27 protein-coding genes and 1 pseudogene are annotated in these 24,597 nt (G+C 46.3%); 17 read left to right on the top strand and 11 right to left on the bottom strand.

Annotated features, from left to right (window positions below):
• Positions 1–75: 75 nt before the first annotated feature.
• The 3 genes from NYE43_RS05935 to cysC all read left to right on the top strand — a co-directional run bounded on the left by NYE43_RS05935 (position 76) and on the right by cysC (position 2,686).
• Positions 76–786, top strand: a complete 711-nt coding sequence (locus NYE43_RS05935; protein ID WP_341061262.1) for a phosphoadenylyl-sulfate reductase — start codon at positions 76–78, stop codon at positions 784–786.
• 134 nt (positions 787–920) lie between these two features.
• Positions 921–2,090, top strand: a complete 1,170-nt coding sequence (gene sat / locus NYE43_RS05930) for a sulfate adenylyltransferase (protein WP_326366223.1) — start codon at positions 921–923, stop codon at positions 2,088–2,090.
• Positions 2,087–2,686, top strand: coding sequence for an adenylyl-sulfate kinase (gene cysC / locus NYE43_RS05925; protein WP_185848094.1), 600 nt, complete (start codon positions 2,087–2,089; stop codon positions 2,684–2,686). The genes sat and cysC overlap by 4 nt, the downstream gene beginning before the upstream one ends.
• A 25-nt stretch (positions 2,687–2,711) precedes the next feature.
• Here cysC and NYE43_RS05920 read toward each other — a convergent pair whose 3' ends face one another.
• Positions 2,712–3,515: an alpha/beta fold hydrolase gene (locus NYE43_RS05920; RefSeq protein ID WP_059293068.1), complete on the bottom strand. Its 804-nt coding sequence runs from the start codon at positions 3,513–3,515 to the stop codon at positions 2,712–2,714.
• A gap of 207 nt (positions 3,516–3,722) precedes the next feature.
• On the opposite strand from NYE43_RS05920, the gene NYE43_RS05915 reads away from it, so the two are divergent.
• Positions 3,723–4,361, top strand: a complete 639-nt coding sequence (locus NYE43_RS05915) for a pentapeptide repeat-containing protein (protein ID WP_024120865.1) — start codon at positions 3,723–3,725, stop codon at positions 4,359–4,361.
• A 1-nt stretch (position 4,362) separates the two neighbouring features.
• On the opposite strand, the gene pdxR is transcribed toward NYE43_RS05915, so the two are convergent.
• Complete coding sequence (gene pdxR, locus NYE43_RS05910; protein ID WP_185848095.1) at positions 4,363–5,820, bottom strand: MocR-like pyridoxine biosynthesis transcription factor PdxR; 1,458 nt, start codon at positions 5,818–5,820, stop codon at positions 4,363–4,365.
• A 116-nt stretch (positions 5,821–5,936) separates the two neighbouring features.
• On the opposite strand from pdxR, the gene NYE43_RS05905 reads away from it, so the two are divergent.
• Together NYE43_RS05905 and NYE43_RS05900 are read left to right on the top strand one after the other, a co-directional pair.
• Positions 5,937–6,545 (top strand): LysE/ArgO family amino acid transporter, encoded by a 609-nt coding sequence (locus tag NYE43_RS05905; protein ID WP_185848096.1) that lies wholly within the window; start codon positions 5,937–5,939, stop codon positions 6,543–6,545.
• A 56-nt stretch (positions 6,546–6,601) separates the two neighbouring features.
• Positions 6,602–7,111 carry a DinB family protein gene (locus tag NYE43_RS05900; protein WP_216394533.1) on the top strand — a complete coding sequence of 170 codons (510 nt, stop codon included), beginning with the start codon at positions 6,602–6,604 and terminating at the stop codon, positions 7,109–7,111.
• Between the two features lie 51 nt (positions 7,112–7,162).
• On the opposite strand, the gene NYE43_RS05895 is transcribed toward NYE43_RS05900, so the two are convergent.
• The 3 genes from NYE43_RS05895 to NYE43_RS05885 all read right to left on the bottom strand — a co-directional run bounded on the left by NYE43_RS05895 (position 7,163) and on the right by NYE43_RS05885 (position 10,299).
• The gene (locus NYE43_RS05895) at positions 7,163–8,191 is read right to left on the bottom strand and encodes a Gfo/Idh/MocA family oxidoreductase (RefSeq protein ID WP_341061257.1); all 1,029 of its coding nucleotides are present in this window, start codon (positions 8,189–8,191) and stop codon (positions 7,163–7,165) included.
• 204 nt (positions 8,192–8,395) lie between these two features.
• Entirely contained in the window at positions 8,396–9,418 is a 1,023-nt protein-coding gene (locus NYE43_RS05890; RefSeq protein WP_024120859.1) for a LacI family DNA-binding transcriptional regulator, read from the bottom strand.
• Between the two features lie 17 nt (positions 9,419–9,435).
• Positions 9,436–10,299: an AraC family transcriptional regulator gene (locus tag NYE43_RS05885; RefSeq protein ID WP_095713660.1), complete on the bottom strand. Its 864-nt coding sequence runs from the start codon at positions 10,297–10,299 to the stop codon at positions 9,436–9,438.
• A 123-nt stretch (positions 10,300–10,422) separates the two neighbouring features.
• Between NYE43_RS05885 and NYE43_RS05880 the strand changes: the two genes are divergently transcribed.
• Positions 10,423–11,790 carry an MATE family efflux transporter gene (locus NYE43_RS05880; RefSeq protein WP_095713661.1) on the top strand — a complete coding sequence of 456 codons (1,368 nt, stop codon included), beginning with the start codon at positions 10,423–10,425 and terminating at the stop codon, positions 11,788–11,790.
• Between the two features lie 28 nt (positions 11,791–11,818).
• On the opposite strand, the pseudogene NYE43_RS05875 reads toward NYE43_RS05880, so the two are convergent.
• A pseudogene (locus NYE43_RS05875) lies at positions 11,819–12,648 on the bottom strand (phytoene/squalene synthase family protein).
• Between the two features lie 286 nt (positions 12,649–12,934).
• On the opposite strand from NYE43_RS05875, the gene NYE43_RS05870 reads away from it, so the two are divergent.
• Positions 12,935–13,414 (top strand): DinB family protein, encoded by a 480-nt coding sequence (locus NYE43_RS05870; RefSeq protein ID WP_024120855.1) that lies wholly within the window; start codon positions 12,935–12,937, stop codon positions 13,412–13,414.
• A gap of 144 nt (positions 13,415–13,558) precedes the next feature.
• On the opposite strand, the gene asnB is transcribed toward NYE43_RS05870, so the two are convergent.
• Complete coding sequence (gene asnB / locus NYE43_RS05865; RefSeq protein WP_326230787.1) at positions 13,559–15,403, bottom strand: asparagine synthase (glutamine-hydrolyzing); 1,845 nt, start codon at positions 15,401–15,403, stop codon at positions 13,559–13,561.
• A 174-nt stretch (positions 15,404–15,577) separates the two neighbouring features.
• Here asnB and NYE43_RS05860 point away from each other — a divergent pair, with 174 nt between their 5' ends.
• Positions 15,578–16,135 (top strand): DUF2777 domain-containing protein, encoded by a 558-nt coding sequence (locus tag NYE43_RS05860; protein WP_326323265.1) that lies wholly within the window; start codon positions 15,578–15,580, stop codon positions 16,133–16,135.
• A 29-nt stretch (positions 16,136–16,164) separates the two neighbouring features.
• Here NYE43_RS05860 and NYE43_RS05855 read toward each other — a convergent pair whose 3' ends face one another.
• The 3 genes from NYE43_RS05855 to NYE43_RS05845 form a co-directional block, all read right to left on the bottom strand.
• A complete protein-coding gene (locus NYE43_RS05855) occupies positions 16,165–18,849 on the bottom strand; it encodes a S8 family peptidase (protein ID WP_341061249.1) in 2,685 nt (894 codons plus the stop codon).
• A gap of 168 nt (positions 18,850–19,017) precedes the next feature.
• Positions 19,018–19,374, bottom strand: coding sequence for a YisL family protein (locus NYE43_RS05850; protein WP_095713666.1), 357 nt, complete (start codon positions 19,372–19,374; stop codon positions 19,018–19,020).
• A gap of 114 nt (positions 19,375–19,488) precedes the next feature.
• Entirely contained in the window at positions 19,489–20,394 is a 906-nt protein-coding gene (locus tag NYE43_RS05845; RefSeq protein WP_044156469.1) for a fumarylacetoacetate hydrolase family protein, read from the bottom strand.
• A gap of 157 nt (positions 20,395–20,551) precedes the next feature.
• Here NYE43_RS05845 and NYE43_RS05840 point away from each other — a divergent pair, with 157 nt between their 5' ends.
• The 8 genes from NYE43_RS05840 (at position 20,552) to NYE43_RS05805 (ending at position 24,252) form a co-directional block, all read left to right on the top strand.
• Positions 20,552–21,508, top strand: a complete 957-nt coding sequence (locus NYE43_RS05840; RefSeq protein ID WP_326323263.1) for a CotH kinase family protein — start codon at positions 20,552–20,554, stop codon at positions 21,506–21,508.
• Between the two features lie 152 nt (positions 21,509–21,660).
• Positions 21,661–21,825 carry an aspartyl-phosphate phosphatase Spo0E family protein gene (locus NYE43_RS05835; protein WP_106020581.1) on the top strand — a complete coding sequence of 55 codons (165 nt, stop codon included), beginning with the start codon at positions 21,661–21,663 and terminating at the stop codon, positions 21,823–21,825.
• A 492-nt stretch (positions 21,826–22,317) separates the two neighbouring features.
• A complete protein-coding gene (locus NYE43_RS05830) occupies positions 22,318–22,539 on the top strand; it encodes a spore germination protein (RefSeq protein ID WP_010333672.1) in 222 nt (73 codons plus the stop codon).
• Positions 22,540–22,553: 14 nt separating this feature from the next.
• A complete protein-coding gene (locus tag NYE43_RS05825; RefSeq protein WP_024120846.1) occupies positions 22,554–22,787 on the top strand; it encodes a spore germination protein GerPB in 234 nt (77 codons plus the stop codon).
• Positions 22,788–22,811: 24 nt separating this feature from the next.
• A complete protein-coding gene (locus NYE43_RS05820; protein WP_326323262.1) occupies positions 22,812–23,429 on the top strand; it encodes a spore germination protein GerPC in 618 nt (205 codons plus the stop codon).
• On the top strand, positions 23,426–23,608 hold the full coding sequence (gene gerPD / locus NYE43_RS05815; RefSeq protein WP_024120844.1) for a spore germination protein GerPD: 183 nt from the start codon (positions 23,426–23,428) through the stop codon (positions 23,606–23,608). Before NYE43_RS05820 ends, gerPD begins: the two co-directional genes overlap by 4 nt.
• The gene (locus tag NYE43_RS05810) at positions 23,601–24,002 is read left to right on the top strand and encodes a spore germination protein GerPE (RefSeq protein ID WP_095713668.1); all 402 of its coding nucleotides are present in this window, start codon (positions 23,601–23,603) and stop codon (positions 24,000–24,002) included. Before gerPD ends, NYE43_RS05810 begins: the two co-directional genes overlap by 8 nt.
• A 31-nt stretch (positions 24,003–24,033) precedes the next feature.
• Positions 24,034–24,252, top strand: coding sequence for a spore germination protein (locus tag NYE43_RS05805; protein WP_095713669.1), 219 nt, complete (start codon positions 24,034–24,036; stop codon positions 24,250–24,252).
• Positions 24,253–24,285: 33 nt separating this feature from the next.
• On the opposite strand, the gene NYE43_RS05800 is transcribed toward NYE43_RS05805, so the two are convergent.
• On the bottom strand, positions 24,286–24,588 hold the full coding sequence (locus tag NYE43_RS05800; protein WP_103672325.1) for a hypothetical protein: 303 nt from the start codon (positions 24,586–24,588) through the stop codon (positions 24,286–24,288).
• Positions 24,589–24,597: the final 9 nt, after the last annotated feature.

Below are 24,597 nucleotides of genomic sequence, written 5' to 3'. Positions count from 1 at the left end.
TCTCAAAAGTGAATAGTCTGCCTATAACTCGATCAATAGATAAAAAACAGACAGATGCAAAACGGGGGGAAAATATTGAACGAACACATCACCTTTGACACATGGAACGAAACGCTGGCAAAAGAGATGACGAACCAATTGATCGATGAGCTCGATGTATTGAAATGGGCTTACAGGACATACGGGGATAAGATCGTGTATGCATGCAGCTTTGGCGCTGAAGGGATGGTGCTTCTCGACTTAATTTCAAAGATCAACAAACATGCGCACATCATCTTTTTAGATACAGGGCTCCATTTTCAGGAAACATATGAGCTGATCGAAGCCGTCAAACAAAAATACCCGGCATTTACGATCCAGCTGCTTGAACCCGAGCTGAACTTAAAAAAACAAGCGGCGCAATACGGCGATGAATTATGGAAACACAACCCGAATCTCTGCTGTCAATTACGGAAAATTGCACCTCTGCAAAAACACTTATCTGGCATGACAGCTTGGATATCAGGTCTGCGCCGGGAGCAATCGCCGACGAGAAAGCATATTCAATTCATCAATCAGGATCAGAAATTTAAGCTTATTAAAATCTGTCCGCTCATTCACTGGACATGGGATGATGTTTGGACGTACATCCGGCTCCACAATTTGCCTTACAACAAACTGCACGATCAAAATTACCCGAGCATAGGCTGTGAAATGTGCACATTGCCTTCTTCAAACCCAAATGATGAGAGAGCGGGAAGATGGGCCGGACGCGAGAAAACTGAATGCGGTCTGCACCAGGAATGAAAGACCGTATGTCGTGAGAATGGAAGCGCCGGCAGGTTTCAATCTACATTTTCTATTGATGAGAAAGCCCGTCCAGCGAAGAAATGGCAGACTATTAAAAAACAATGTAAAACGCAAAGATGGAGGTTAAGCACGTGAATGCAATCGAGCCCCATGGAGGGGTGTTAATCAACCGCTTCGATCCCGCATGCACTTTTGATGGCTGCACTTGCGAAGCTGAGCTTGATCAGCTGGCACTGAGCGACCTCGAGCTTATCGCGATCGGCGGCTACAGCCCGTTAACAGGTTTTTTGGGAGAAAAAGATTATCATTCCGTTGTGAAAGAGATGAGGCTGGCGAACGGTTTGCCGTGGAGCCTGCCTATTACGCTGCCTGTCAGCGAAGAAACAGCCAAACAGCTGTCTGTCGGAAATCACGTGAAGCTTGTGAAACACGGCGTGACGTACGGCATGATGACAGTGACCGATATCTATCAGCCAGATAAAACACAGGAGGCGCTGTCTGTTTATAAAACAAACGATCCCGCCCACCCCGGAGTAAAAAAACTGCTGGAGCGTCCGGACTTTTGTATTGGAGGGCCTATCCTTGTCAGCCGCCTTCCCGATAAGTCCTTCGAACAGTTTTATGCAGCGCCGGCACAAACGAGAACGGCCTTTGATAAGCTCGGCTGGAAAACGATTGTCGGCTTTCAGACGCGGAATCCCGTTCACAGAGCCCATGAATATATTCAAAAAACAGCGTTGGAAACCGTCGACGGTCTGCTGCTTCATCCGCTAGTAGGAGAAACGAAATCAGATGATATTCCGAGTGATATCAGAATGGAAAGCTACCAAGTGTTGCTTGACCAGTATTATCCAAAGGATCGGGTGATGTTATCGGTGTTCCCTGCCGCCATGCGGTATGCCGGACCGCGTGAAGCGATTTTCCATGCGCTCGTCCGCAAAAATTACGGCTGCACCCATTTTATCGTCGGACGCGATCATGCAGGCGTCGGCAGCTATTACGGAACATACGACGCACAGACCATTTTCGGATCATTCACCGAGGAAGAGCTGGGTATCAAGCCGCTGTTTTTTGAGCATAGCTTTTACTGCCGGAAATGCGGAAATATGGGCACCTCCAAAACATGTCCGCACAGCGCGAGGGATCACATCCATTTATCAGGCACCAAAGTGAGGGAGCTTCTCCGCCAAGGCAAAAAGCCGCCGAAAGAATTCAGCCGGCCCGAGGTCGCAAGCGTGCTGATAAAAGGGCTCCATCAGCAGCCTGTTGCCATTCAGAGAAACAGCGGGGGATCAGAATGACACACAACCCGAATATCGTTTGGCATCCAGCGGTGATCCAAAAATCTGACAGACAGAGCTTAAACGGGCATAAAAGCTGCGCCCTTTGGTTTACCGGTCTGTCCGGCTCAGGAAAATCAGTGCTTGCCAATGCCGTAGATGAAAAGCTCTATCACATGGGAATTCGGAGTTATGTTCTTGACGGCGATAATATCCGCCACGGATTGAATCGAGATCTCGGCTTTCGGGCTGAGGACAGAATCGAAAACATCCGCCGGATCGGGGAAGTCGCGAAGCTGTTTGTCGATAGCGGCCAAATGATCTTAACAGCCTTTATTTCTCCGTTCAGAGAGGATCGGGATATGGTCAGAGAGCTGTTTCCCGATGGAGAATTTCTCGAAATTTATGTGAAGTGCCCGCTCCAGATTTGTGAACAGCGGGATCCGAAAGGCCTTTATAAAAAAGCGCGCAACGGAGACATTAAACATTTCACGGGGATTGATTCTCCCTATGAAGCGCCTCTTTCTCCCGATTTGATCATTGAATCTGACCAAACGTCCATTGCGGATGGAGCTGATTTGATCATCAAAAAATTGCAGCACAAAGGCATCATTTAAAAAACCCGACATTGATCGGGTTTTTTTATTTAGCAAACTGCGCAATCAGGCTGTTTATTTTTTCTTTTTCCTCATAAAAGAGCCCGTGCCCATTGTTTTCAAACGGAACCAATTCTGACTGCTTTATGCCGCGTTTTAATTCTTTGGCAAAATCAAACGGAGCGATTTTGTCCTTTCTGCCATGCAAGATGAGTGTCGGCACCTTGATTTCCGCCAGATCCTTTCTGAGATCCTCGTCTCTTAACGCAATGCCTGAGTGAATCGTTCCGTAAGAGGAAGCATCCAGCAAAAGATTCTGAAACCATTGCTGGAACTCCGGAGAAACTTGTTTCTCGAAAAACTGTCTTCCCAGGTCAGCAAGCGTCTTCGGCCGATCGCTTTTGAATTGTTCAATCATGTCATCAATGTCCTGTTTCCTCATGCCGTACGGATAGCCCGGGCGCTTTGTAAATGCTGGCGCGGCCGCTGACAATAAAACCAGTTTATCGATATCGGCGCTCTCATGCCTTGCCATGTAGCGGATTGCAATCGCACCTCCCATCGAAAAGCCGGCGAGAATCGCATTCTCAAGCTGCAGCGTATAAATGACGGCCTTCACGTCATCTGCCATCGTATTATAATCGTAGCCTTCCCACGGGCGATCGGAATCACCGTAGCCCCGAAAATCGATGCCAATAAAACGGAATCCTCTTTTCGGCAGCTCATTCATTTGATATTCAAACATCTTATGGTTCAGCGGCCAGCCATGCAAGAAGATAATAGGCCTTCCATGCCCGATATCCTCCACAAACAGTGTCACATGCTCCTCGGTTTTTACGTAATGCCCCACTCCACATTCCTCCTATTCCCTTTTCTTTCCCGTCTTGTAAACGCCTTGACGTGCGGGAAGCTTTGCATTTATGCTTACAAAACAAGCGGGGTGCAGCACCCAGAAAAGGCTCTTCACGTTTTACTATATGTATCAATCCGCGGAAACGATCAATGAAATTGATCCTGATGGCTTTAGGTCATTCAGGAATGTAAAGGATGTCAAATGATGAATAAAACAGCGATTCAAAAACCGTACGTACCAGAAAACCTGCAAGCTGCCGATTTTCATGAAACGGCTGCAACAGATGATGTGATCAGCATGCATTTATTTGAAGATTGTTCAATTTCCGGTGAGGACATAGACAGGCTTTGTATTGAAAAAACCGTATTTCGGAATGTCGTGTTTATCGATGTTTCCTTTCGTTTTATTGAGCTGACAGATGTGATTTTCGAAAAATGTGATGTATCGAACGCCGATTTCAGCGGGGCTGTTCTGCACAGAACTTTATTCAAGCAATCGAAAATGGTCGGGATGAACCTGGCGGACTCAACGCTGCGGAATGTATCGTTCGAGGAATGTCACGGACAATTCAGTTCATTTTATTATTCGAGTATGAAACACGTTCTATTTCATCATTGTGTCCTTCTGCAAAGTGAATGCAGCAGCATGGCGCTTCAGCAGACACACTTTGATGCGTGCGAACTGGAGGGCGCCAACTTTACCGGTACGTCACTTCAAAACGTGGACATCAGTTCCTGCCGGTTTGAACAGATCCATGTCTCACTAGACAAATTAAAGGGCTGCAAAATTGCTCCGGAGCACGCAATGGCCTTTGCCAGAGCGCTGGGAGCTGTCATCGTCTAGCTTAAGCCTGCGTCATCAGGCGGCGGGCTGTATCTGCAGCCGCCTTGATGCCGATTTTCAGATCCTGAAGAGACGCATAGGAATACGACAGCCGGATGCTGTGCCGGTCTTCGCCGTCATAAACGGAACCGGGGTTCACCAGCACCTGCTGTTTCAATAATTCAAGAAACAGCTGCCTGACAGGCAGTTGTTTGTGGAATGTGACCCATATATAAAAGCCGCCGGCTGGGATTTCCCACTCGGCAATATCTCCTGCATACTGCTGAAGAAGCTGAAGTGCCGCGTCTCTCCTTTTCTTCAGCTCCTTTCTTACCCAAGCGAGGTGTTCTTCATAATATCCTTGTGACAGCCATTGCGCCGCGGCCCATTGAGAGAGGCCGCTCGATCCGTAATCCGTCTGCATTTTAATGTCAGCCAGCCTTTCAATAACTGGTTCCGGGCCGGCCAGCCAGCCGATTCGAAGACCGGGGCTTACTGTTTTCGAAAACGTGCCGAGATACAGGACATTGCCTTCCTGATCCATCGACTTTAACGGCAGCGGCGGCTGTTCTTCAAACCACAAATCACCGTACGCATCATCCTCAATGACCGGCAGCTGCTCTTTTTTTGACAGACTGACAACCTCTTCCCTTCTCTTCTCTGTCATGACAATGCCAGTCGGATTATGAAACGACGGGATCGTGTAAAGCAACTGGCCACCGTATTGCTTCCGGTAAGCTGAAATCAGCCCCGCCTGCATTCCTTCTTCATCCATCGGCACACCGCGAAGCCGCATCCCTGCGGATTGAAAAACATGCAAAGAGTGAAGATAGGAAGGTTTTTCTGTCAAAATGACTGAGTCCCGCTTTAAAAGCCCGATCGAAATGAGCTGGAGCGCCTGCAGTGCGCCGGATACAATTAAAATGGCTGAAGGTGACACATTGATATGCTTTGTTTTTAAATGCTCAGCCACCGCCTCTCGCAGGTCTATATTCCCTTTCGGCTGTTCGTATCCTAAAGACAGAACATGCGGATTGATTTGCTGAAACATCCTGCGCATCGTTTCAGCCGGCAGCAGCTCTGGTGAAAGCTCTCCCGTCCCCAGCCGAATGATATCCGCTCGCGCCTCGTTTTTATTGATATCCTGAATGATAGAAGAATTGGGATGATGAATCCCTGAGCGGACATAGGTGCTCCAATCAAGCGGCGGAGCTGACGCAAGCACGCTCCATGTGCTGTTTACTACCTTTGTGCCGCCGCCTCTTCTCCCCTCTAACAGACCTTGAGACGTGAGTTCATCAATCGCCGATGTCACTGTGCTTCGGTTGACCTGAAACATATCCGCCAGCGTTCTTTGCGACGGAATTTTCGTCCCTACAGCCCACTCGCCATGGAGAATTTTTTCTTTTATATATTGTTCGATTTGCCGATGAAGCGGAATGTCCGATTCACGGCTTGGCTGCCAATGTGACAACGTCAAGCCCCCTTTTTTTACATTATACATTTGGCTGGTTTCAAAACCAACCAAATGGCCGGAGACATGTAAAATCTTCTCTATTATTATGAGAAAAACAGATGTGAAAGGAGTTTTTCAGCATGAATGCAATGATTCACGGAATCGTGCTGGCCTTCAGCTTAATTTTGCCGCTGGGGGCGCAGAATGTGTTTATTTTTCAGCAGGGAGCGTGGCAAAGGCATATTTGGCTGGCGCTTCCAGCCGTCATCAGTGCTTCTGTCTGCGATACCCTGCTCATTGTGTTAGCGGTTGCGGGTGTATCTGTCATTGTGCAGCAGGTGCCTGTTTTTGAGACGGGAATGATGGCCGTGGGATTTTTGTTTCTCATTTACATGGGCTGGGTGACATGGAACAGCCGTCCGAAAACGGATGACAAAGAAAACAATATATTCACAGCAAAGAAACAAGCCGCATTTGCCGCAGCCGTGTCTCTGTTAAACCCGCACGCCATTTTAGACACTGTCGGCGTCATCGGTACAAGCTCTTTACAATATTCTGGACTGGAGAAATGGCTCTTTATGGCCGCCTGCATCGCTGTGTCTTGGATTTGGTTTATCAGTCTTGCAATAGCGGGCCGGCTGTTTCAGACGATAGATACGAGCGGCAGGCTTATGTTGATCGTAAACAAATGTTCTGCGGTGGTAATGTGGACTGCCGCCGTCTATTTCTTGTTCTCGATCTTTCGTTAACTGGAGGAAACCACAGCCTAAACATCGAATTCTATTTAGAAAAGGGGGCGATGTTTGTGACTGATGCTAAACAGTTTTATGACTACCATTCCTGGGCGAACAAGCGAATCTTGAACCATATCGAACACCTGCCGGAGGAAACTGCTTTTCAAGAAGTAAAGAGCGTATTCCCTTCAGTCAGTGACGTACTGCTTCATATGTGCAGGGCTGACTACATATGGCTGAACGTTCTTTCGGGAGTGGACTACCAAGAGATTATAGACGGCACAGGCAAATTCGAGTCCGCGCATGGCAATATGGAAGCGATTAAACAGCACGCTTCCGAGTTGGAATTACAGTATCATCATTTCTTCAGCCGCCAAACGGACTTAGAACAGACCTTCTCCATGCAGCATCCGAAACTCGGTACACTGGAATCAACCTATGCAGACACCATCCTGCATGTCGTCAATCACGGCACTTATCACAGAGGGAACGTGACAGCCATGCTAAGACAGCTGGGCCATTCAGGCGTACCTACTGATTATATGTACTATTTATATGAGAAAAGAGAAAGCAAGGGCTAAACTGTCCTTGCTTTTTTTGGCGGAAAAGCCTCAAATGGAACCTATTAACTTTTACATACCTGTATAAGCACGCTCCACATCAAGCTGTACAGGCCTGCCGCTTCGATACGAATCGGTCGCGGCGATGCCGACTTCTAAATTGATCGTCGCATCGACATCTGTCACAATCGGTGTTTTTCCATTCCGGACGCACTCTGCAAAATGCTGCAGTTCTAAGCAGTAGGCTTCATGAAAACGAGTTTGAAAGTCTGGGATGATCTCATAGCTGCTCCCTTTAGCGGTCAGGATGGTCACATTTTGGTTTCTCAATGTCCCTATGAAAATACTGCCTTCTGTCCCGATAATTTCTGCACGGATGTCATGGCCGTATGGAGAGGTTCTGCTTGCCTCGACGTCTCCCGCTGCGCCGGAATCAAACTCTAAATACGTCAGCGCCTGATCAACATCGCCGTATTGTTCCATAAACGGGTTGTTTAAAATCCGGCCGTGTCCGGAAACAGAAGTGATCTCCGCTCCGAGCAAATAACGGGCAATATCGTAATCATGGATGGAACAGTCGATAAAGATCCCTCCGCTATGTTTGATAAACTCAGCGGGAGGCGCTCCCTGATCGCGTGTAAAGCCTTTATAATAGATGGGTTTGCCGATCTCACCCGCGTCTATCCGCCGTTTCGCATCCGCATATGCAGGATCAAAACGCCTCATAAAACCGACTTGGCAGATGACACCTGTCTCTTTTATTTTTTCAGAAACTGATTTTGATTCCTCAAGGTTTAATGTCAGCGGTTTTTCAACGAAAATCTGCTTGCCGTTTTCCGCCGCTTTGATGATCATTTCCCCATGTGTGCTTGTCGGCGTTACGATGACCACTGCATCAATCTCGGGATCTGCTAAAATCTCATGCGGATCATCCGACCATTTTTCAAGCCCGAATTCTTTAGCGACCTGCTCGGCTCTTTCTGTCATCGGATCACCGACACTGACAAGCTCAGCTCCCGGAACGCTGGTCATAAGGTTTCTTGCGTGATAGTATCCCAGTCTCCCTAACCCTATTACCGCGCATCTTACTCGATTTCCCATGTCCTCATCTCCTTATTCTCCTTTTTTTCCGCCTAATGAAAGCGCTTTACCAGAATGATTAAAAAAATAGCGGTTCATCCACTTTTTGGCCGATATATTTTTGCGCAAGCGCTTTCTCAAAAGGTGATTTCATTTTACAATGTCCTTTCTTCCCATGCAATATCTTTTTCGCCTTCGCTGTCAAAAAGAAAAGAACCCGCTGTATTATCGGATTCTTTTCTTGAACGGTGCTGTAGAATGTCTGATCACTAGCTCGGGTGATAACACGATTTTTTGTTTTGCCTTTCGTTTTCCTTCGATTTCTTCCGCCAGCAGTTCAATGACGCGCTGCCCCATTTCTTTAATCGGCTGGGCTACCGTTGTCAGGGGCGGATCGACCATTTCAGCAAGGATGGTGTTATCAAACCCGATGATGGACAGGTCATCCGGAACCTTGATGCCTCTTATTCTCGCCGCCTGAATGGCGGCACAGGCCAATACATCGTTAAAAGCAAAAATAGCGGTTGGCCTATCCCTGTCCAGCAATTTTCCCGCCTCTTCCTTTCCGCTCTCCAAAGAGAAGCGTGTCGGAACAATCAGCGACTCATCGACCGGCACATTCGCTTCCCCCATCGCCTGCCGGAATCCTTTGATTCTGTCTGTTTCACCTGTCGTTGACCCGTCACCCACAATGCAGGCAATCCTCGTGTGGCCCAGTGACAAAAGATGCTTGGCAGCCTCATACCCGCCGAGAACATCATCCATCACAACAATATCCATCGGAAGAAGGGGCTTATCCTGAGAAATCATGGCGAGCGGGATATGTTCGCTAATGATTTCCTCTAAAGCTGACATGCTGTCATGATTCTCAATTCCTGTCGCAAAAATGATGCCGTCTACGTTTTTTTGCTTTAGGACAGAAAAATATTTCGTTTCTTTTTTCGGATCGTAATCGGTACTGCAAATGATCATCTGAAAACCAAGCTCATCCGCTCTTTCCTCTATGCTTTTCGCGAGCTCGCCGTAAAACGGGTTTGAAATATCAGGCGTCACAAGGCCGATAATATTGGTCCGCTTGCCCGATAAAGCAGCGGCGTGGACATTGGGCGTGTACTCCATTTCCTTCATCACATTCATGACCCTTTGCCTTGTTTTGTCACTGATCCGGCCCGTATGGTTAATGACGCGCGATACGGTCGTGATCGAGACACCCGCCTTCCTCGCCACATCGTAAATTGTCGTTTTCATCTTCATCCCTCGTCTGCTCATTGAACTTTCCGGCTGACAATTTTCCGGTATTCAATTGGTGAAATGCCTTCAATTTGCTTAAAGAGCTTTGAAAAGTATGTCGGGTCCTCCATTCCAATCGTTTCCGCGATGACGCCCATTTTATCATTTGTCGAGGATAAAAGACGCTTTGCTTCAGTCATTCTCACCCGATTTGTGTATTGCCCCGGCGTGACACCAAGCACTTGCTGCATGCAGCGGGTCACATAATCCTGATTATAGTGCAGGGCGAGCGACAGATCCTTGATTGTCGTTTTCTCCTTATAATGCTCCTGTAAGTATCGGGCCGCCTCCCATGCCACCCGCTCTTTTGCAGATGGAATTTGAAACGCCTCCTTTTGAAGGTGCAGCATCAGCTCTTCAAACAAGATTTGTTTTCTGAGCGGCAAATCGGAGTTTTCTGCGGAGTAATCAATGAGCCTTTCAAACTGCTGCGCCATAAATTGCGGGCGCTGCACCTTGCCTTTTCTCGGCAATGCGAGCCCGTAGCGGGCCGGCTCCTCGAAGCTCCCCTTTTCCTGCTGAAGCTCTGCCCAATTGCTGCCCCCTTTTGCGGTAAATTCATATTGATGTTCATCAAAGTGAAGCCAATAATAGGAGGTCGCTTCATCACTGCCCTTTGTCCCATAGTGTTCAAGACCGGGAGAAAGCAAGATATATTCGCCCCCTTCAACAGAGAACGATTTTTCATTTTCAGTGATATATAACGTCCCCTGCTTGACGTATATCAGATCAAATACAGAAAAAACGCGTTTGACATGGGTTTCTCCTTTTTTAAAAACCCCTTCTCCGGCTGCAATAAACACCGGAAAAGGCGGGACTGTAAACAGGATGCGAGGCAATTTGATCACCCTCCTTTTTAAGTCGGATTTTTGCAAGAAGTATCGTTTCTCTCCCTTTTTATTATAAGGAAATGGAGGTACACTTTAAAACGTTGATTTTATTTACGAAAGGGGTTAGACACTATGAAACAAGCTGTCTTCAAATCAACTGCTTTGAAAAAACCCGCTGACAAATCGTTCTCATTATTTTCGCTTACTTGGCCGATCTTTATTGAGGTCTCATTATATATGTTTATGGGTAATGCTGATACACTGATGCTCAGCCAATACTCAGATAACAGTGTGGCGGCAGTCGGCGTCAGCAACCAGATTTTGAATTTAATTATCGTGATGTTCAGTTTTATCGCAACAGGAACAACTGTTGTCATCTCACAATTTTTAGGATCCCGGAAAAAGAAAGAAGCTATGGAAGTCGCTTATGTGTCAATCGCAGCCAACTTCTTCATCAGCCTTGCGATCAGCGCTCTCATCTTTTTTGCGGCAGTTCCTCTGCTTCATATGATGGGATTATCAAATGAGCTGATGCCTGACGCTAAAGTCTTTTTACAAGTTGTCGGAGGTCTGTCCTTTATTCAGGCTTTAATCATGACATTCAGCGCGATCTTAAAAAGCTACGGCCACACAAAAGATACAATGTTTGTCACAATCGGCATGAACATTTTAAACATTGCCGGAAACTTTGTTGTCATTTTCGGTCTGTTCGGCTTTCCTGTTCTCGGCGTTGCCGGAGTTGCCATGTCCACATCTATCGCGCGTGTTATCGGATTAATCGCGATGATTGTCATTGTAAACAAACGCATTCAGCTGAAGATGTCGTTGAAAAAAGTATTTCATATGCATAAAGACCATTTGCGCAAGCTGCTGAAAATCGGCATTCCTTCAGCAGGCGAACAGCTTTCTTATAACCTTTCGCAAATGATTGTCACATATTTTATTGCCATCATGGGGGCGCAGGCTTTAACAACCAAAGTGTATACGCAGAATATTACGATGTTTATTCTGCTCTTCGGGACTGCGATCAGCCAGGGCACACAAATTTTAATCGGCCGCTATATCGGCGGCAAACAGTTTGACGCTGCTTATGAGCGCTGCATGAAAAGCTTGTATTGGGCGCTCGGAATCGCTGCGGCCACATCTGTTTTGATGACAATCTTTTCAAAAGACCTTATCGGCATTTTCACACAAAGCCCTGATATTATTGCTACCGCAAGCCTTTTGATTGCGATGACCATCATCCTTGAACCGGGCCGCTCGTTTAATGTGATTATTATTAACTCTCTGCGCGCCGCGGGGGATGCGAAATTCCCGGTCTACATGGCGATGATTTCCATGTGGGGCATCGGCCTTCCGCTTGCTTATCTATTCGGCATTCATCTCGGTTTCGGGCTTGCCGGCGTATGGATTTCTTTTATCGCGGATGAATGGGTCCGGGGAATCTTAATGTACAGAAGATGGCGCTCACGGATCTGGATTCAAAAAGGTATGGCGTAACACCCGGCAGAACAAGCCGGGTGTTTTTTTACAGCTCGGACAGAATCATTTTTGCTTCGCTGTCTGTTAAGGCATGCTTGTGTCCAAATACGTTGTACTGCTCTGCTCGGATTTTTTCCAGAATGGCTCGGTACAGCTGAGCTGCAGCTTTTACCGCTTTTTGAGAATACTGAGGGAAAATCGGCAGGGCATCCAGGCACTCTTCAAGGTAGGCCTCCGCTTCAAAAGCGATGTACTCCCACGTCATCGTGAACGCTTTATTGACGGTGCCTTTTTGGAGATCGTCTTCCGTATAGCCGAATTGCTGCATCACCTGGCGGGGAATGCGGTTTTTTTGATGCTGGTCCGTTCCGAGATTGTTTAAAATTCGAATCAGCTGTATGGCCAAGCCGAGAGAGACCGCTGCTTGTTTGAGCTGATCTTGATTTCGGCGCGTCAGCATCGGCAGCAGCATCAATCCCGCGTTTCCGCCCGTCTGATATGCGTCCATGAGCAGTTCATCAAGGGTTTCATGCGTCTTCGATTCATCTTTCTTTGCGGCAAGGAACTCCCGAAAAGGCTCGCTGTCTAATGTAAATGTCTGATACGCATGGTCGAACGCTTTCCACAAATCGTGTTTCCCGTTACTTGCCCTTTGAAAAACATGTTCAGCCTCAGCTTCAAATACAGGTATCGCCTTCTCGTCTGCACTGGCTGCCGTATGGCAAAACGCCAAAACCGCCCAAGCAGCTTGTCTTTGCTTCAGCGGGAGAAATGAGAATGCCTGGTAACAGGCTGGCGCGTATTCGCTGACAATCTGTCCGCACTGCTGATAAGCTTCTTTTATCTCTTTCATTTCTTTTCACTCCTATGTATCACTGCTTCTTCAAGTCTATTATGTTTTCTCCTAATTGTATATGAAGAAAAAGCCGATTCTTACTTTGTAAAAGTAACAAGAATGAAAAATGCGCAACATGCTGCTTCAATCATATAAACCTCGAATACCTAGTCTGAACAGGACCATCAACGAGATATGCTTTTTTATTTTTAATGCCATACAACAGATAGAGATTAAACACTTCTCAATCACTGCTTCAATAAAAGAGGAATCACGGAAAAAAGGGCTAATTGTTATTTAATACATTATAGTAATGGAGTGAGTTCAGTGATAAAATTTTTTGAATATAACTGGCAGGTTAGAGATCAATGGTTTACTTGGTGTCATCAACTAAGCACTGAAGAGTTACTTAAAAACCATCTTGGCGGGGTAGAGAATATTTTATATACCCTTTTTCATATTATTGACGTGGAATATAGTTGGGTTCGTGCTATCCAAGGAAAAGAAGATATCGTTGTTCAGTTCGCTGATTATCATACACTCGATAAAGTGAAATCCCTCTCAAATACATTCCGAACTGAAATTATTGATGTTTTAGAAACACATTCAGAGCAAATAAAAGATGAACTTGTAAGCGTTCCTTGGGAGAAAGATGTTCTATATACGCGAGATGAAATATTACACCATATAATCGCTCACGAAATCCACCATATTGGTCAACTTTCTGTATGGGCTAGGGAATTAAAGTTAAGCCCAGTATCAGCTAGTTTTATCGGCAGAACATTAAAACCTATTCATTCATATTGAAGGAACGTGGGGACTTTGGCGCAACAACACTTCGATATTGCTGTTGTAAAAAAAAGGATAGATAGAGCATATATTTCTCTGCCCATCTATCCTTTCTTATTTTAATCTATACATCTCCGGCTTTTAAAAACATTTGCATAGAACCTACCTCTCGTCAATATCAATCCGATACGCCTCAAACCATGTATGAATTTGGGCAAGATGGGCGATCAGCTGCGGTCCTTTCATCAGCTGTCCGTACCATGGGACCTGAAAGGAGGAGCCTTCCGTCTCTAAAAGCTGATCCAATTGGTTTCTGTCCAGCAAGGTATGGAGCACGGAGTCCTTTTGGCTCCTGATCGCTTTCAGCCACTCGCTGACGCCTTTTGTATATTCAGGATGGTGCGTTTTCGGATACGGACTTTTTTTACGATATAAGATTTCATCAGGCAAAATGCCTTCAAGCGCTTTTCGCAAAATGCCTTTTTCCCGGTTGTCATGCATTTTCATTTCCCATGGGATATTCCAGACATATTCAACGAGCCGATGATCTGCAAACGGCACCCGCACCTCAAGGCTCGCCCCCATGCTCATGCGGTCCTTCCGGTCCAAAAGATTGGTCATAAACCAAAGCATATTTAAATAGAACAGCTGTCTCCTTGCTTTATCCTCACCTGTTTCACCGTCTAATAACGGCGTTTCGGCCAGGGTTTCTTCGTATTTTGCATGTACGTATTCTTTCAAATTCAATTTTTTTTGCCACGAACCGGAGAGCAGCTTCACCCGCTCTTCAGTTGATCTCATCCATGGAAAACCGGACTCAACGTCTGCTGTATGGAACCACGGATATCCGCCGAAAATCTCATCCGCGCATTCTCCTGACAGGCTGACGACAAAGTCCTTTTTGATTTCACGGCAAAACCACAATAGGGATGAGTCGACATCAGCCATTCCCGGCAGGTCTTTGACCAGAACGGCTTCCTCCAAATGATCGACGAGATCTTTTTGGCTGATGACGCATTTATGGTGCGTCGTGCCGAAAGCCTCTGTCATTTTTTCAATCCACGGCCCGTCGTCATTCGGCTGAAAGGCGCTCGCTTGAAAAAATTTGTCGTTTTCTTCGTAATCAATCGAATAAGTATGAAGCGGGGCTTTTCCTTCCTTTTCAAAATGGCCTGCGGCAATGGCGGTAATCGCACTCGAATCAAGTCCGCCGGATAGGAACGTACAAACCGGAACATCCGACACTAGCTGCCGCGTCACCGCATCCTGAAACAACGATCTCACATTGGCCACACTGTCTTCAAAGCTGTCCGTATGTTTCTCGCTTTTGACATTCCAATAACGCCATATGTTCAGTCCGTCTTTAGAAAACGTCAGCGCATGGGCCGGACGGACTTCATTAATGCCTTTAAACACGCCTGTCCCCGGGGTCCTGGACGGTCCGAGCCCGAAAATTTCCGAGAGACCCGTTCTGTCCACCCGCGCCTTCACCTCGGGGTGTGCGAGGATGGCTTTGAGTTCTGATCCGAAGAGAAAAGAAGAGCCTTGCTCCGTATAAAAAAACGGCTTCACGCCAAGACGGTCTCTCGCCGCAAACAGCAGATCACGCTTTTCATCCCACACGGCAAAGGCGAAAATGCCGTTCAAGCGATCCACACAATTCTCCTGCCATTCAATGTAGCTGTGCAGCAACACCTCGGTATCAGATGTCCGCTCGAACTGATGGCCCCGCGCCCGCAGCTCTTTGCGCAGATCTTCCGTGTTATACAGCTCACCATTGTAAATAATTGTGTACGTATCCCCTTTATAGGTGCATGCCATCGGCTGGCGTCCGCCTTCAATATCAACAACCGCAAGCCTTTTATGTCCGAATAAAACATGGTGCTCTCCCCAAACGTTAGAATCATCAGGCCCCCGTTTGGAAAGAGTGTCTGTCATTCTGTTCATCGTTTGTTTTTCTTGGACGAGCTGCTTTTTAAAGTCGACCCAACCCGTAATTCCACACATGTGATATCAGCTCCAATCCCGTTTCTTTCGGTATCAAATTCGTTTCTTTCAGCACCTTAGTAAGTTTATGCATCTATAGACAGATAGTTGATTTGTCCACAAAAGAGTTGTATGGGACAGGCTTGTATTGGAAAGAAAAGAGAGGAACGAAGAAAAAAGGAGAGCACTTCATTTATGAAACGAAAACAATTTCTATATAAAGATGAACAGAAATGGGAATACGGCACCATTCTGGTCGAAGACGGCATATGCTTAATCGAAAACCAAGAAGGTGAAGTGCTGCTGGCGGAAAGTCTTCAAAACAGACCGATCTGGATTCAGCGCGAAGGGAAGTGGGAGCAGGCCGATTTCCAGGACAAAATGGTTCTGACATGTTGCGGAGAAGACATCTCCCTTTCCGGCGGAGAATGCATACGCTATGAAAAATCGGTAAAACGTCCGCTTATGACGCTTCTGGATTCGCTGGATGATGAAACCTTTCTCGCTTTTTTGCAGCATTTGCACAGCTTTGGTTTATCGGTATTCGATTGCGTGTTTTCTTATAATAAAGAGGTCTTTTCAAATATCTCAGAGGAACAGGGTGTTTCCTTTTATCACTTTTCAAATGATACCGCCCAATGCGCGCTGCAGCACCATTACAGCAGAGGAGCGGCTGGCGACCGGTTCGAATGGACGGCTTCCGATGGAAAACGTTCCATTATGTATTCAGCGGTCCAGCGGGGACGCAAATAAAAAAGCGGTGCTTCAGCACCGCTTTTTCTTTATTTTTCTACAACAACCTTTACAGCCTTGCTTTCTTTTTTATCCGTATCAGCTGCCGTGACGTACAGCACCGTACCGGCTTTTTGTTTTTTGATTTTTACCGTAAAGGCACCTTTTGCGTCAGCTTTACCAGAAGCGATCACTTTTTTCGATTTGTTTTTCACTTTGATCACCGCTTTGCTGTTGGCCGTGCCTTTTACTGCTGTGTCTTTCGTTTTGACAGCCTTTACTTTCGGTGTGCCGGATGGTTTTCCTTTCACGACAACCACTTGTATGGATGTTTTTGCATCGCCTTTTGAGGCTTTCACATGCAGGACTTTATCTTGTTTCTGAGTCGGGATGCTGACTTTAAATGTACCGTCTTTTCCCGCTTTGGCACTGCCGAGTTTTTTCTTGCCGTTCATCACCTCGATCAGCGTGCCTTCTTTCGCTTTTCCTCTGACGGCTGTTTGCGTGCTTTCCAGCTTATTGACCTTCACCTGTAAATCAACAGCGCTGACAGCCTGCATCACATTCAGCCGGCCGTATCCGGAATGCCAGTCAACTCCTGGAATGCGGGGAATTTCGATTGGATCGCCATTATCGTCATACATTTCCTCTTCTTCACCGTCGGCGCTTTCAAAGGAAATATCGTCCGCTGTCTTTTTCAGGAGTTCCTCTACTTCTGTTCTTTTAAGTTTCGGATTTTGCGCAAACAGCAGCCCTGCCGCAGCTGCCGCATAAGGCGTCGCCATGGACGTTCCGCTCATGTACGTCACATTTCCGTTCGGCACCAAGCTCGGGATATCAGAACCCGGCGCACTGATGTCGAGACCTTTCCCGTAGTTAGAAAAGTCTGCTGTCATATCCATGCGGTTCGTCGCTCCGACTGACATGACATATTTAGAGGAAGCTGGGTAAGATAAGGAATTGGCTCCGTCATTTCCGCTGGCTGCCGCAATCAGGACGTTTTTGTCAGCCGCGTATTTCAAAGCAAATTCAAGCACGCGGCTGTAGCCTCCGCCTAAGCTTAAGTTAATGACCTTTGCTCCTTTGTCAGCTGCGTATTTGATGCCGAGGGCAATTTGTTCAGTATCTCCGGAGCCTGTTGAATCAAGCACCTTAACCGGTATAATTTTCGCTTTGGCGTTCAGGCCAGTCATGGAATAGCCGTTATCACTTTGGGCGGCGATAATGCCGGCGACATGCGTTCCATGCCCTTGATCATCCATTGCATTGTTATTCCGTCCCACAAAATTGTGTCCCAGATCGGTTCTTACTTTCCCTTTTAAATCAGCAAGCGTACTGTCTACACCTGTGTCCACAACCGCAATCAATGTATCGTTCAGCTTGCGCTTGGACAGCAATGTGCTGGCAGGCTCATATTTGACATCTGCATTTTTGATGCCGCCGTTTTCACCATTGTTTCTAAGCGGCCACTGGTAAGAGTACTGAACGTCGTTAGACATGCTTTTGTATTCCTGAACCGGTTCAGCAAATTCTACGTTAGACATTTGGGATAATGTCGCGGCAGCGCTTTTCACACGTTTTGCGCTTGCCGTGTATGTCCCGCTTTGCTTTTGATCCTTCGGCAGTTCAAAAGAGTAGAGGTTGTCAAACAGTTTCTTTGCCTTATTCACATTGGAAATGTCTTTTTTCGATTGCGCGCTGGCAGAAAAGCCCTTCATTTCGTTATGTACTGATGAGAGGCTTTTATTGTCTTTTACCTTAAAAATCACCTTTGTTGTCTGAACTTCGCTTTTTGCCGCCAGGCTGTTTTCAGATAAAACCGCTCCTGCCGTCTTGCCCTCAAGCTTTGTGATGTTTAATCGCTCCGCCTGTTTCTTTATATCCCCTTTCAGGAAAGACGGAACGGATTGTAAAGCTGTTTCATATAACCGATTGATTGCTTTTTGATCCTTTTCGGTTACCTTATATGCAGACGCTGCGCCATTTTCTGACACATCGTCAAACATCGGTTTTAACGTCACAAGATCTTGATAGACTTCATTTCTCTCTGTTTTATTGAGTGCGAGTTTTGCAGCAATAAATGGAGCCGCTTTGTAGTAAAGGCTTGTCAGTTCTTTGCCCTCTGCTGTTTGGCTGAGCTGCTCATCACGAATCGCTCTCAGTTTTGCCAGAATGCCTTTTCCCGATTTTTTCTGATCGACACTCATTTCCACCGGGCAGGCTTCTGCCTCTTCCAGATCTGAGGGCTGCTTTTTGGTGCCTGTATATCCAATCGTATATTTGGCTTCGGTAGCTGCTTCTGCGCTTCCTCCGTCTTCCGTTTCCTCTTCTCCAAGGTTCTCAACCTTTACATAGTAAGGGCCGCTCCATGCATAAGGAAAAACAATTTCACTCTTTCCATCCTCTGCTGTGTAGGAACGGTACATGTCAAACGTCTCATCTTTAAGCGCTTTTTCCTTGCTTGGGTAGACAGATACATTCAGAACAGCATCACTCTTAACAGTCAGTGCCATATGAGAGTCTTTCTGAATATCTGCCTTTCCCGGATTCACTTGATACCATTTCGCCTGCTCCGGTTCCTTCATGGTTCCCGTTTGTTCTTTTCCTTTTTCCAGCACACCAGCTACATCAATGGTTCCGGCAGCAGCTGCTTTGGTGCCTGGAGAAAAAAGGCTGAAGATCAGTGCGAAAATGAGCACTGCCGCCAAAAAAGAGCTGAATTTTCTTCGTTTCATGTTATCCCTCCTGTAAAATAATGAATCTTTTTGAAGAGTATCATAATTTCATAGGCCGAGATACCGCTTACAGGGAATTTTAAGGTTATTTTAAATGATTTGGAATATCAGGGAGGAACCATATAAAAAAACCCGATTCTCTTTAGAACCGGGTTCAAGCTTTTTCTATTAAAATAATCGGAATCCAATCGGCAGATGAAGACCGAGCAGCACTGTCAGCACAAGGACAATGATAAAGCCGATCCACAGTCCGCCAGTTGATTTTTCTTTTTTCTTGCGGATCAATAGCATTTCCATCAGGCCGATGGTGATAATGCCAAGCAGCATTTTTCCAGCGTATTCCCCGTTCCAGTTGGCGAAACGGACAAACAGCTCAGCACCTGTCAAAATAATTAGGATATAGAATAACCGCAGAATCATATGAGTGATTTTGGCGCCCTTCGCACTTCCTGATGAATACAGCGAGTAGCTGACGAAAAGCAGGATCAGCGCTACCACCCATGATGTAATATGCATGTGTGTCATACATGTTCCCCCTATCAGATAACATTACCCCACTTATAGTACCACGAACTTGTCCCTTGCTACAAAGATGATTCACAGAAAAAGCGGGCGGTTCCTGTGCCGCCCTCCTTATGATCAGCCGATTTGATTTGACAGCGTTCCGATGGGTTCAATCGTGATGTCGATTTGATCGCCTCGCCGCAGAAATTTCGGCGGTGTAAAGCCTTTTCCTACACCAGACGGCGTGCCGGTCGCAATGATGTCCCCCGCTTCAAGCGTCATCCCCATTGAAAGAGTTTCGATTAATTCCGCGACAGAGAAAATCATATCGCTTGCCGAGCCGGATTGGCGCAGCTCGCCGTTGACCCTCGTTTCAACCTTAAGGCGCTCTGGATCGGGAATTAACGATTTATGTACAAGCACAGGTCCCATCGGACATGTCGTATCCAGACTTTTTCCGATAAAAAACTGCTTATGTCTTTTTTGCAGATCCCGCGCCGTGATATCATTCACAATCGTATATCCGAAAATATGGTCATAAGCTTCTTCTTTTGAAATGCGGGTGCCGCTTTTTCCGATGACGACAGCAAGCTCTCCTTCGTAATCGAGCTGAGAGGTGACCTCCTCATGGCTGTTTACCGCATCACCGTGGCCAGTGACTGTTACAGGCGATTTTGTAAATACCATCGGATGCTCCGGAATGTCAGCCTCGCTGCCCATTTCAATTGCGTGATCCCTATAGTTTTTGCCGATGCACATGATATTTTTTGACGGCTTAGGAATAGGCGCATGGAGCTTCACGTCAGATAATGAGTAAATAAATGATCCAAGCTCATCATTTGGTTTCTTCGCCCACTCGGCCAGCTGCCTTGCATGCGCAACAAATTTATCCCCTTCTGCGATACACTCAATCAGCGAACCCGGAATCGTCTCAAGTTCAAACAGTTTTTTTTCAGCCCTTTGCAAGTCCATAATTTTGTCATCTTCAATGATCAGGCCGACAAACATTCGGTTGTAAAGTTCCCCTGTCGCAAATTTCATGTTATTCCTCCATCATCTTTTAAATCAGAGTTCTACTTCAAGTTATTCTCTGTCGAATGCTGAAATTCCTTTTTATCAAATGCGTGTTTTCATTCCCGTTTCGGGACTGGCTCGCTGTACATATCATACAAATGGCTTCTGAGGAGGAGGAAAGAATATGGAAAGCATACATTTATTTTTTCGTCGGCAGCAGCTTAACAGAACGGGGACTGCCAAAGGACTGATGATGACAGACAGAATCGTTTCTCCCATTCTTCTCACACAGCGTGACAGCCTGCAAAAGGCGTCCTATGAAATAAACTGTGATCAGTCTCCGCTCGGTGAAAAAAAGTTTTATCTGAATGCGGAACAAGATGATCCTTCACTGATGCGGCGCAGGCTTGCTTATTGTTTTTTTCATCAAATCGGCGTCGCTTCCCAGGATGCTTCTTACATCTTTCTGATCATCAATGGTCAAAGGGAAGGCATTTATTTGAAAATTGATGGGCTCGATGAGAATCGCCGGCTTCCGAAAGGAGCCATTTATGAAGTGAAGGATACCGATCCGAGGGTTCCGCTGTCTGTTTTCAAACACGAAGCTTCCATTGAAAACAGACAGCGCACCGCATACTTACGTGAATTTCTCAAGCTGATCTGTACAGCGGAGGATGACGAATTTGCCGAACGAATTAAAATGTATCTTGATGTAAAGCTGTTTTTCCTGTGGCTGATCGGCAGCGCCTGCACCCGCCAAGCCTTTTATTACGGCTTTTGTTTGAACGAGGCCGGCCGCTTTCACATCGCTCCAATGGAAACAAAAGCGCTTGCCGCATACGGATTTACAGAAGAAGACCCTCTATTGACAAACGGCCGTACACTTGCGTCAAGACTTCTCTCCATCCCAGCTTTCCGGGCACAATATCACGCGCTAATGAAAAACGTGCTGAGCCGGGAGTTTACGATTGACCGTCTGTCTCCGTTTATCAGGGACTGGCATTTTGACATTTGTCAAAGAGCAAGCGATGATCCGCATATGAAAAAAAGCCCCTTACAATTAGAGAAGGAGCAAGCAAATATCCTGCGCGAAATCGAAGAGCGGCAGGACTTTTTACAAGTACACCTGGCGAGACTATAGTCCTTTCTCCACCAGAGCAAGTCAAAAAGACCGCAGCAAAAATTGTCGCTTTTTTAGTCAAATTGACGAAAGGCAACCTTTTCAGCCAGAATAGGTTATACTATCTATATCCAGTATGCATCAAAATAAAATCTAGAATTGGAGATTGTTTCATGAATACAAAAATTGAAGAAATGAGAGTTATGCTAATTGAAACAGCACAAAAATACGGTATGAATTCGAAAGAAACGATTCAATGCAGCCAAGAGCTGGACAGTCTGCTCAATATTCGAATTAAAGAAGAAATCACCTCTTGGGAGCAAAACGCCCGTGTGTGATCATATGATATGTATTTAAAGGCTTCCCGCCTCACCCGCCGCTATTGCTCATCAACATCCTGAGACATGCTTCAGGTCGAGAATTTGCCGCCCGAAAACAACATGTTGAACAATACAGCAGACCCTTTCTGGATCAGCATGAAACATCACGGCAGATAACACTCCAGCAGCACGAATTACTCCGAAAGACATTTCCTGTACCTCTTTTGCACATACACCAACGCAAAACAATATACAATCACGCAGGCGGACAGCGGCAGCATCGCCGCATTTCCGCTTGACCATAGACAATACCCAGCTTCTGAAATGTTTAAACCTTCATCTGGAAAAAACAAACGGATTTTTTTGTAAATCTCTCCGGCATGTCCCCATTTAATTTTCTCTCACACAAATGTGCGTTTGTCATAAGCTATCGTGAATAGCCCAGCAGAAACAAATCTTGTCCTTACTTCACCTGCCTTTTTTCAATTTTCCAACAAAGGATGTGCTCGTATGCCGGCAATTGTCGGAGCGTTTAAAATTAATGCGGTCGGTACGAGCGGAGTCGTTCATATCGGAGACTGCATTACCATTTCTCCTCAAGCCGAGGTCAGAACGTTTGCCGGGGCAGGCAGCTTTAATACCGGTGACAGTCTGAAGGTGATGAATTATAAAAACGCAACGAATGTGTACGACAATGATGTGGTTGATCAGCCGATCGCAGGCAATGCGTAAAGGAGCGGTGCTTCATGAATTTTTATATCAATCAAACCATCCAAATTAACTATCTCCGGCTGGAATCAATCAGCAACTCCTCCATACTGCAAATCGGGAGCGCCGGATCTATTAAGTCTCTTTCAAACTTGTATAATACGGGCAGCTATGTGGAACCCGCACCTGAGGTTTCCGCTTCGGGGGAACAGGTTGAATCGGAAGGGCCCGATACAGGATCATTGGTGCCGCTCCAGCCCCCTGGCCGTTAATAATAAGATGAGAGGTGAAAGAACATGTATGATCAATCCATTTCCTCTTACTTGCAAAATTTGAATTCCTTCGTTCAGCAGCAGGCGCTGCATATTCAGCAGCTCGAACGCCAGCTGAAAGAGATGCAAACTGAAATGAATACGATGAAACAGCGGCCGGCCACAACCATTGAGCGTGTGGAATATAAATTTGATCAGCTGAAAATCGAACGGCTCGACGGCACGCTGAATATCGGTTTAAATCCGACAGACCCGAACAGCGTTCAAAACTTTGAAGTGAGCCAGACTACACCGGAAATCGGAATGATGCAGCAGGAAGAGAGCGCCCAGCTCATGCAGCAAATCCGGCAGAACGTCGACATGTACTTAACCGAGGAAATCCCGGCTGTTTTGGAGCAGCTAGAAAACCAATATGACAGCAGGCTTGACGACACAAATCGGCATCATGTAATTGAGGACATCAGAAAACAAATAGACAGCCGGATTCACTATTATATGTCCCATATCAAAAAAGAAGAAAACATGCCGCCCAAACAATATGCGGAACATATCGCTGAGCATGTGAAGCGTGACGTGATCCGTGCTGTGGAACATTTTCTCGAACATATCCCCTCCGAGATGAAAGGAGATGAGCAAGCATGATCTTTACCGTCGTCAACCGTAGCCTGGAAGTCGGAGATATCCGAATGAACGGTGTATCCAGTTCCTCTGTTTTCCAAATTGGAGACGCAGAATCCATCTATTTATCGTCTATTTTTGATACGCCGCCTGAATCTCTTATTATCGGTCCGTTTGCTCCGCTGCCGTCGAATCATGCTTAAGCGTATATCACGCATCAGACAGATTAAATTTAACTCGCTCGGTATATCAAGCGTATTTCAAGCAGGCGATACAAACGAAATTGATATGAAAATAAAAGTGCTCGCTGTTCAGCGCTCGCTTTCAACGTTTTATGAAAATGAGGGCTCATTTAACAGAAAGGAGTACCCTATTTTTGATCAGCACGCTGTGAAGCTTCTTCCGGAAACGGGCGTGCAAACCGCTTTTTGCCATGAAGTGCCTGTCATCCATGTCCGCAACATCAAAATTCAAGGGGTCTCATCCTCTTCCGTCTTTCACGCAGGCTCAGCTTCGGTCGTACGCGGCGACGCGCGGATTAAACATATCCGTCAGATTCTGCCTCCAAACTCACAATCGTCCGGCACGGGCATATAATAAACAGAGACTTCTATAAAGGGTGTCGTCTATGCCAGCAATTGTCGGGCCTATAGCTATCAATTCCATATCGGGCGGAGTCGTGAACTTTGGTGATTCCTTTTACCTTTCTCCGAAAAGCTCTTCAAAATCTGCGCTCGGTTCGGGAGCAGGAAACACGGGAGATTTCCTTCTTTTAAACAACGTAGTCAACGCGACAAATTATATAGACCCCGATGTCAGCGATCAGGATATGGTTGGAAACGGATAAAAAGCAGCCGCTCTGCAAAGAGAGGGCTGCTTTTTATTTTTTCTTTTTCCGTTCATTGGACTTCTTTATTTTAATCAGCTTTTCAGGCGGCTGTTTTCTGATCCATTTAACAAACCGGGCAAGCTGCGGATCGTTTCTGAGCGCTTCTATTCCGGACAGTCGAACTGCCAGCTCCTGATTTGTATACAAGGCGTGGACCTGTTTATGGCAAGGGATGCAAAGCATCGCAGTCGGCAGGAACGTTCCGCCTTCTTCCTTCGGTGTGAGGTGGTGCTCTGTCAGCTGGACATCGCTCCGCCCGCATAGCTCACATATCCCGACAGTCTGTTTTGCCACATCCGCGCC

Origin of the sequence: Bacillus sp. FSL R5-0434 (assembly GCF_038004745.1) — a bacterium.
In the GTDB taxonomy this organism is placed as follows: Bacteria; Bacillota; Bacilli; order Bacillales; family Bacillaceae; genus Bacillus; species Bacillus halotolerans.
The sequence above is the reverse complement of the archived record's forward strand: the minus strand, read 5'-3'. Positions and strand labels throughout refer to the sequence as shown.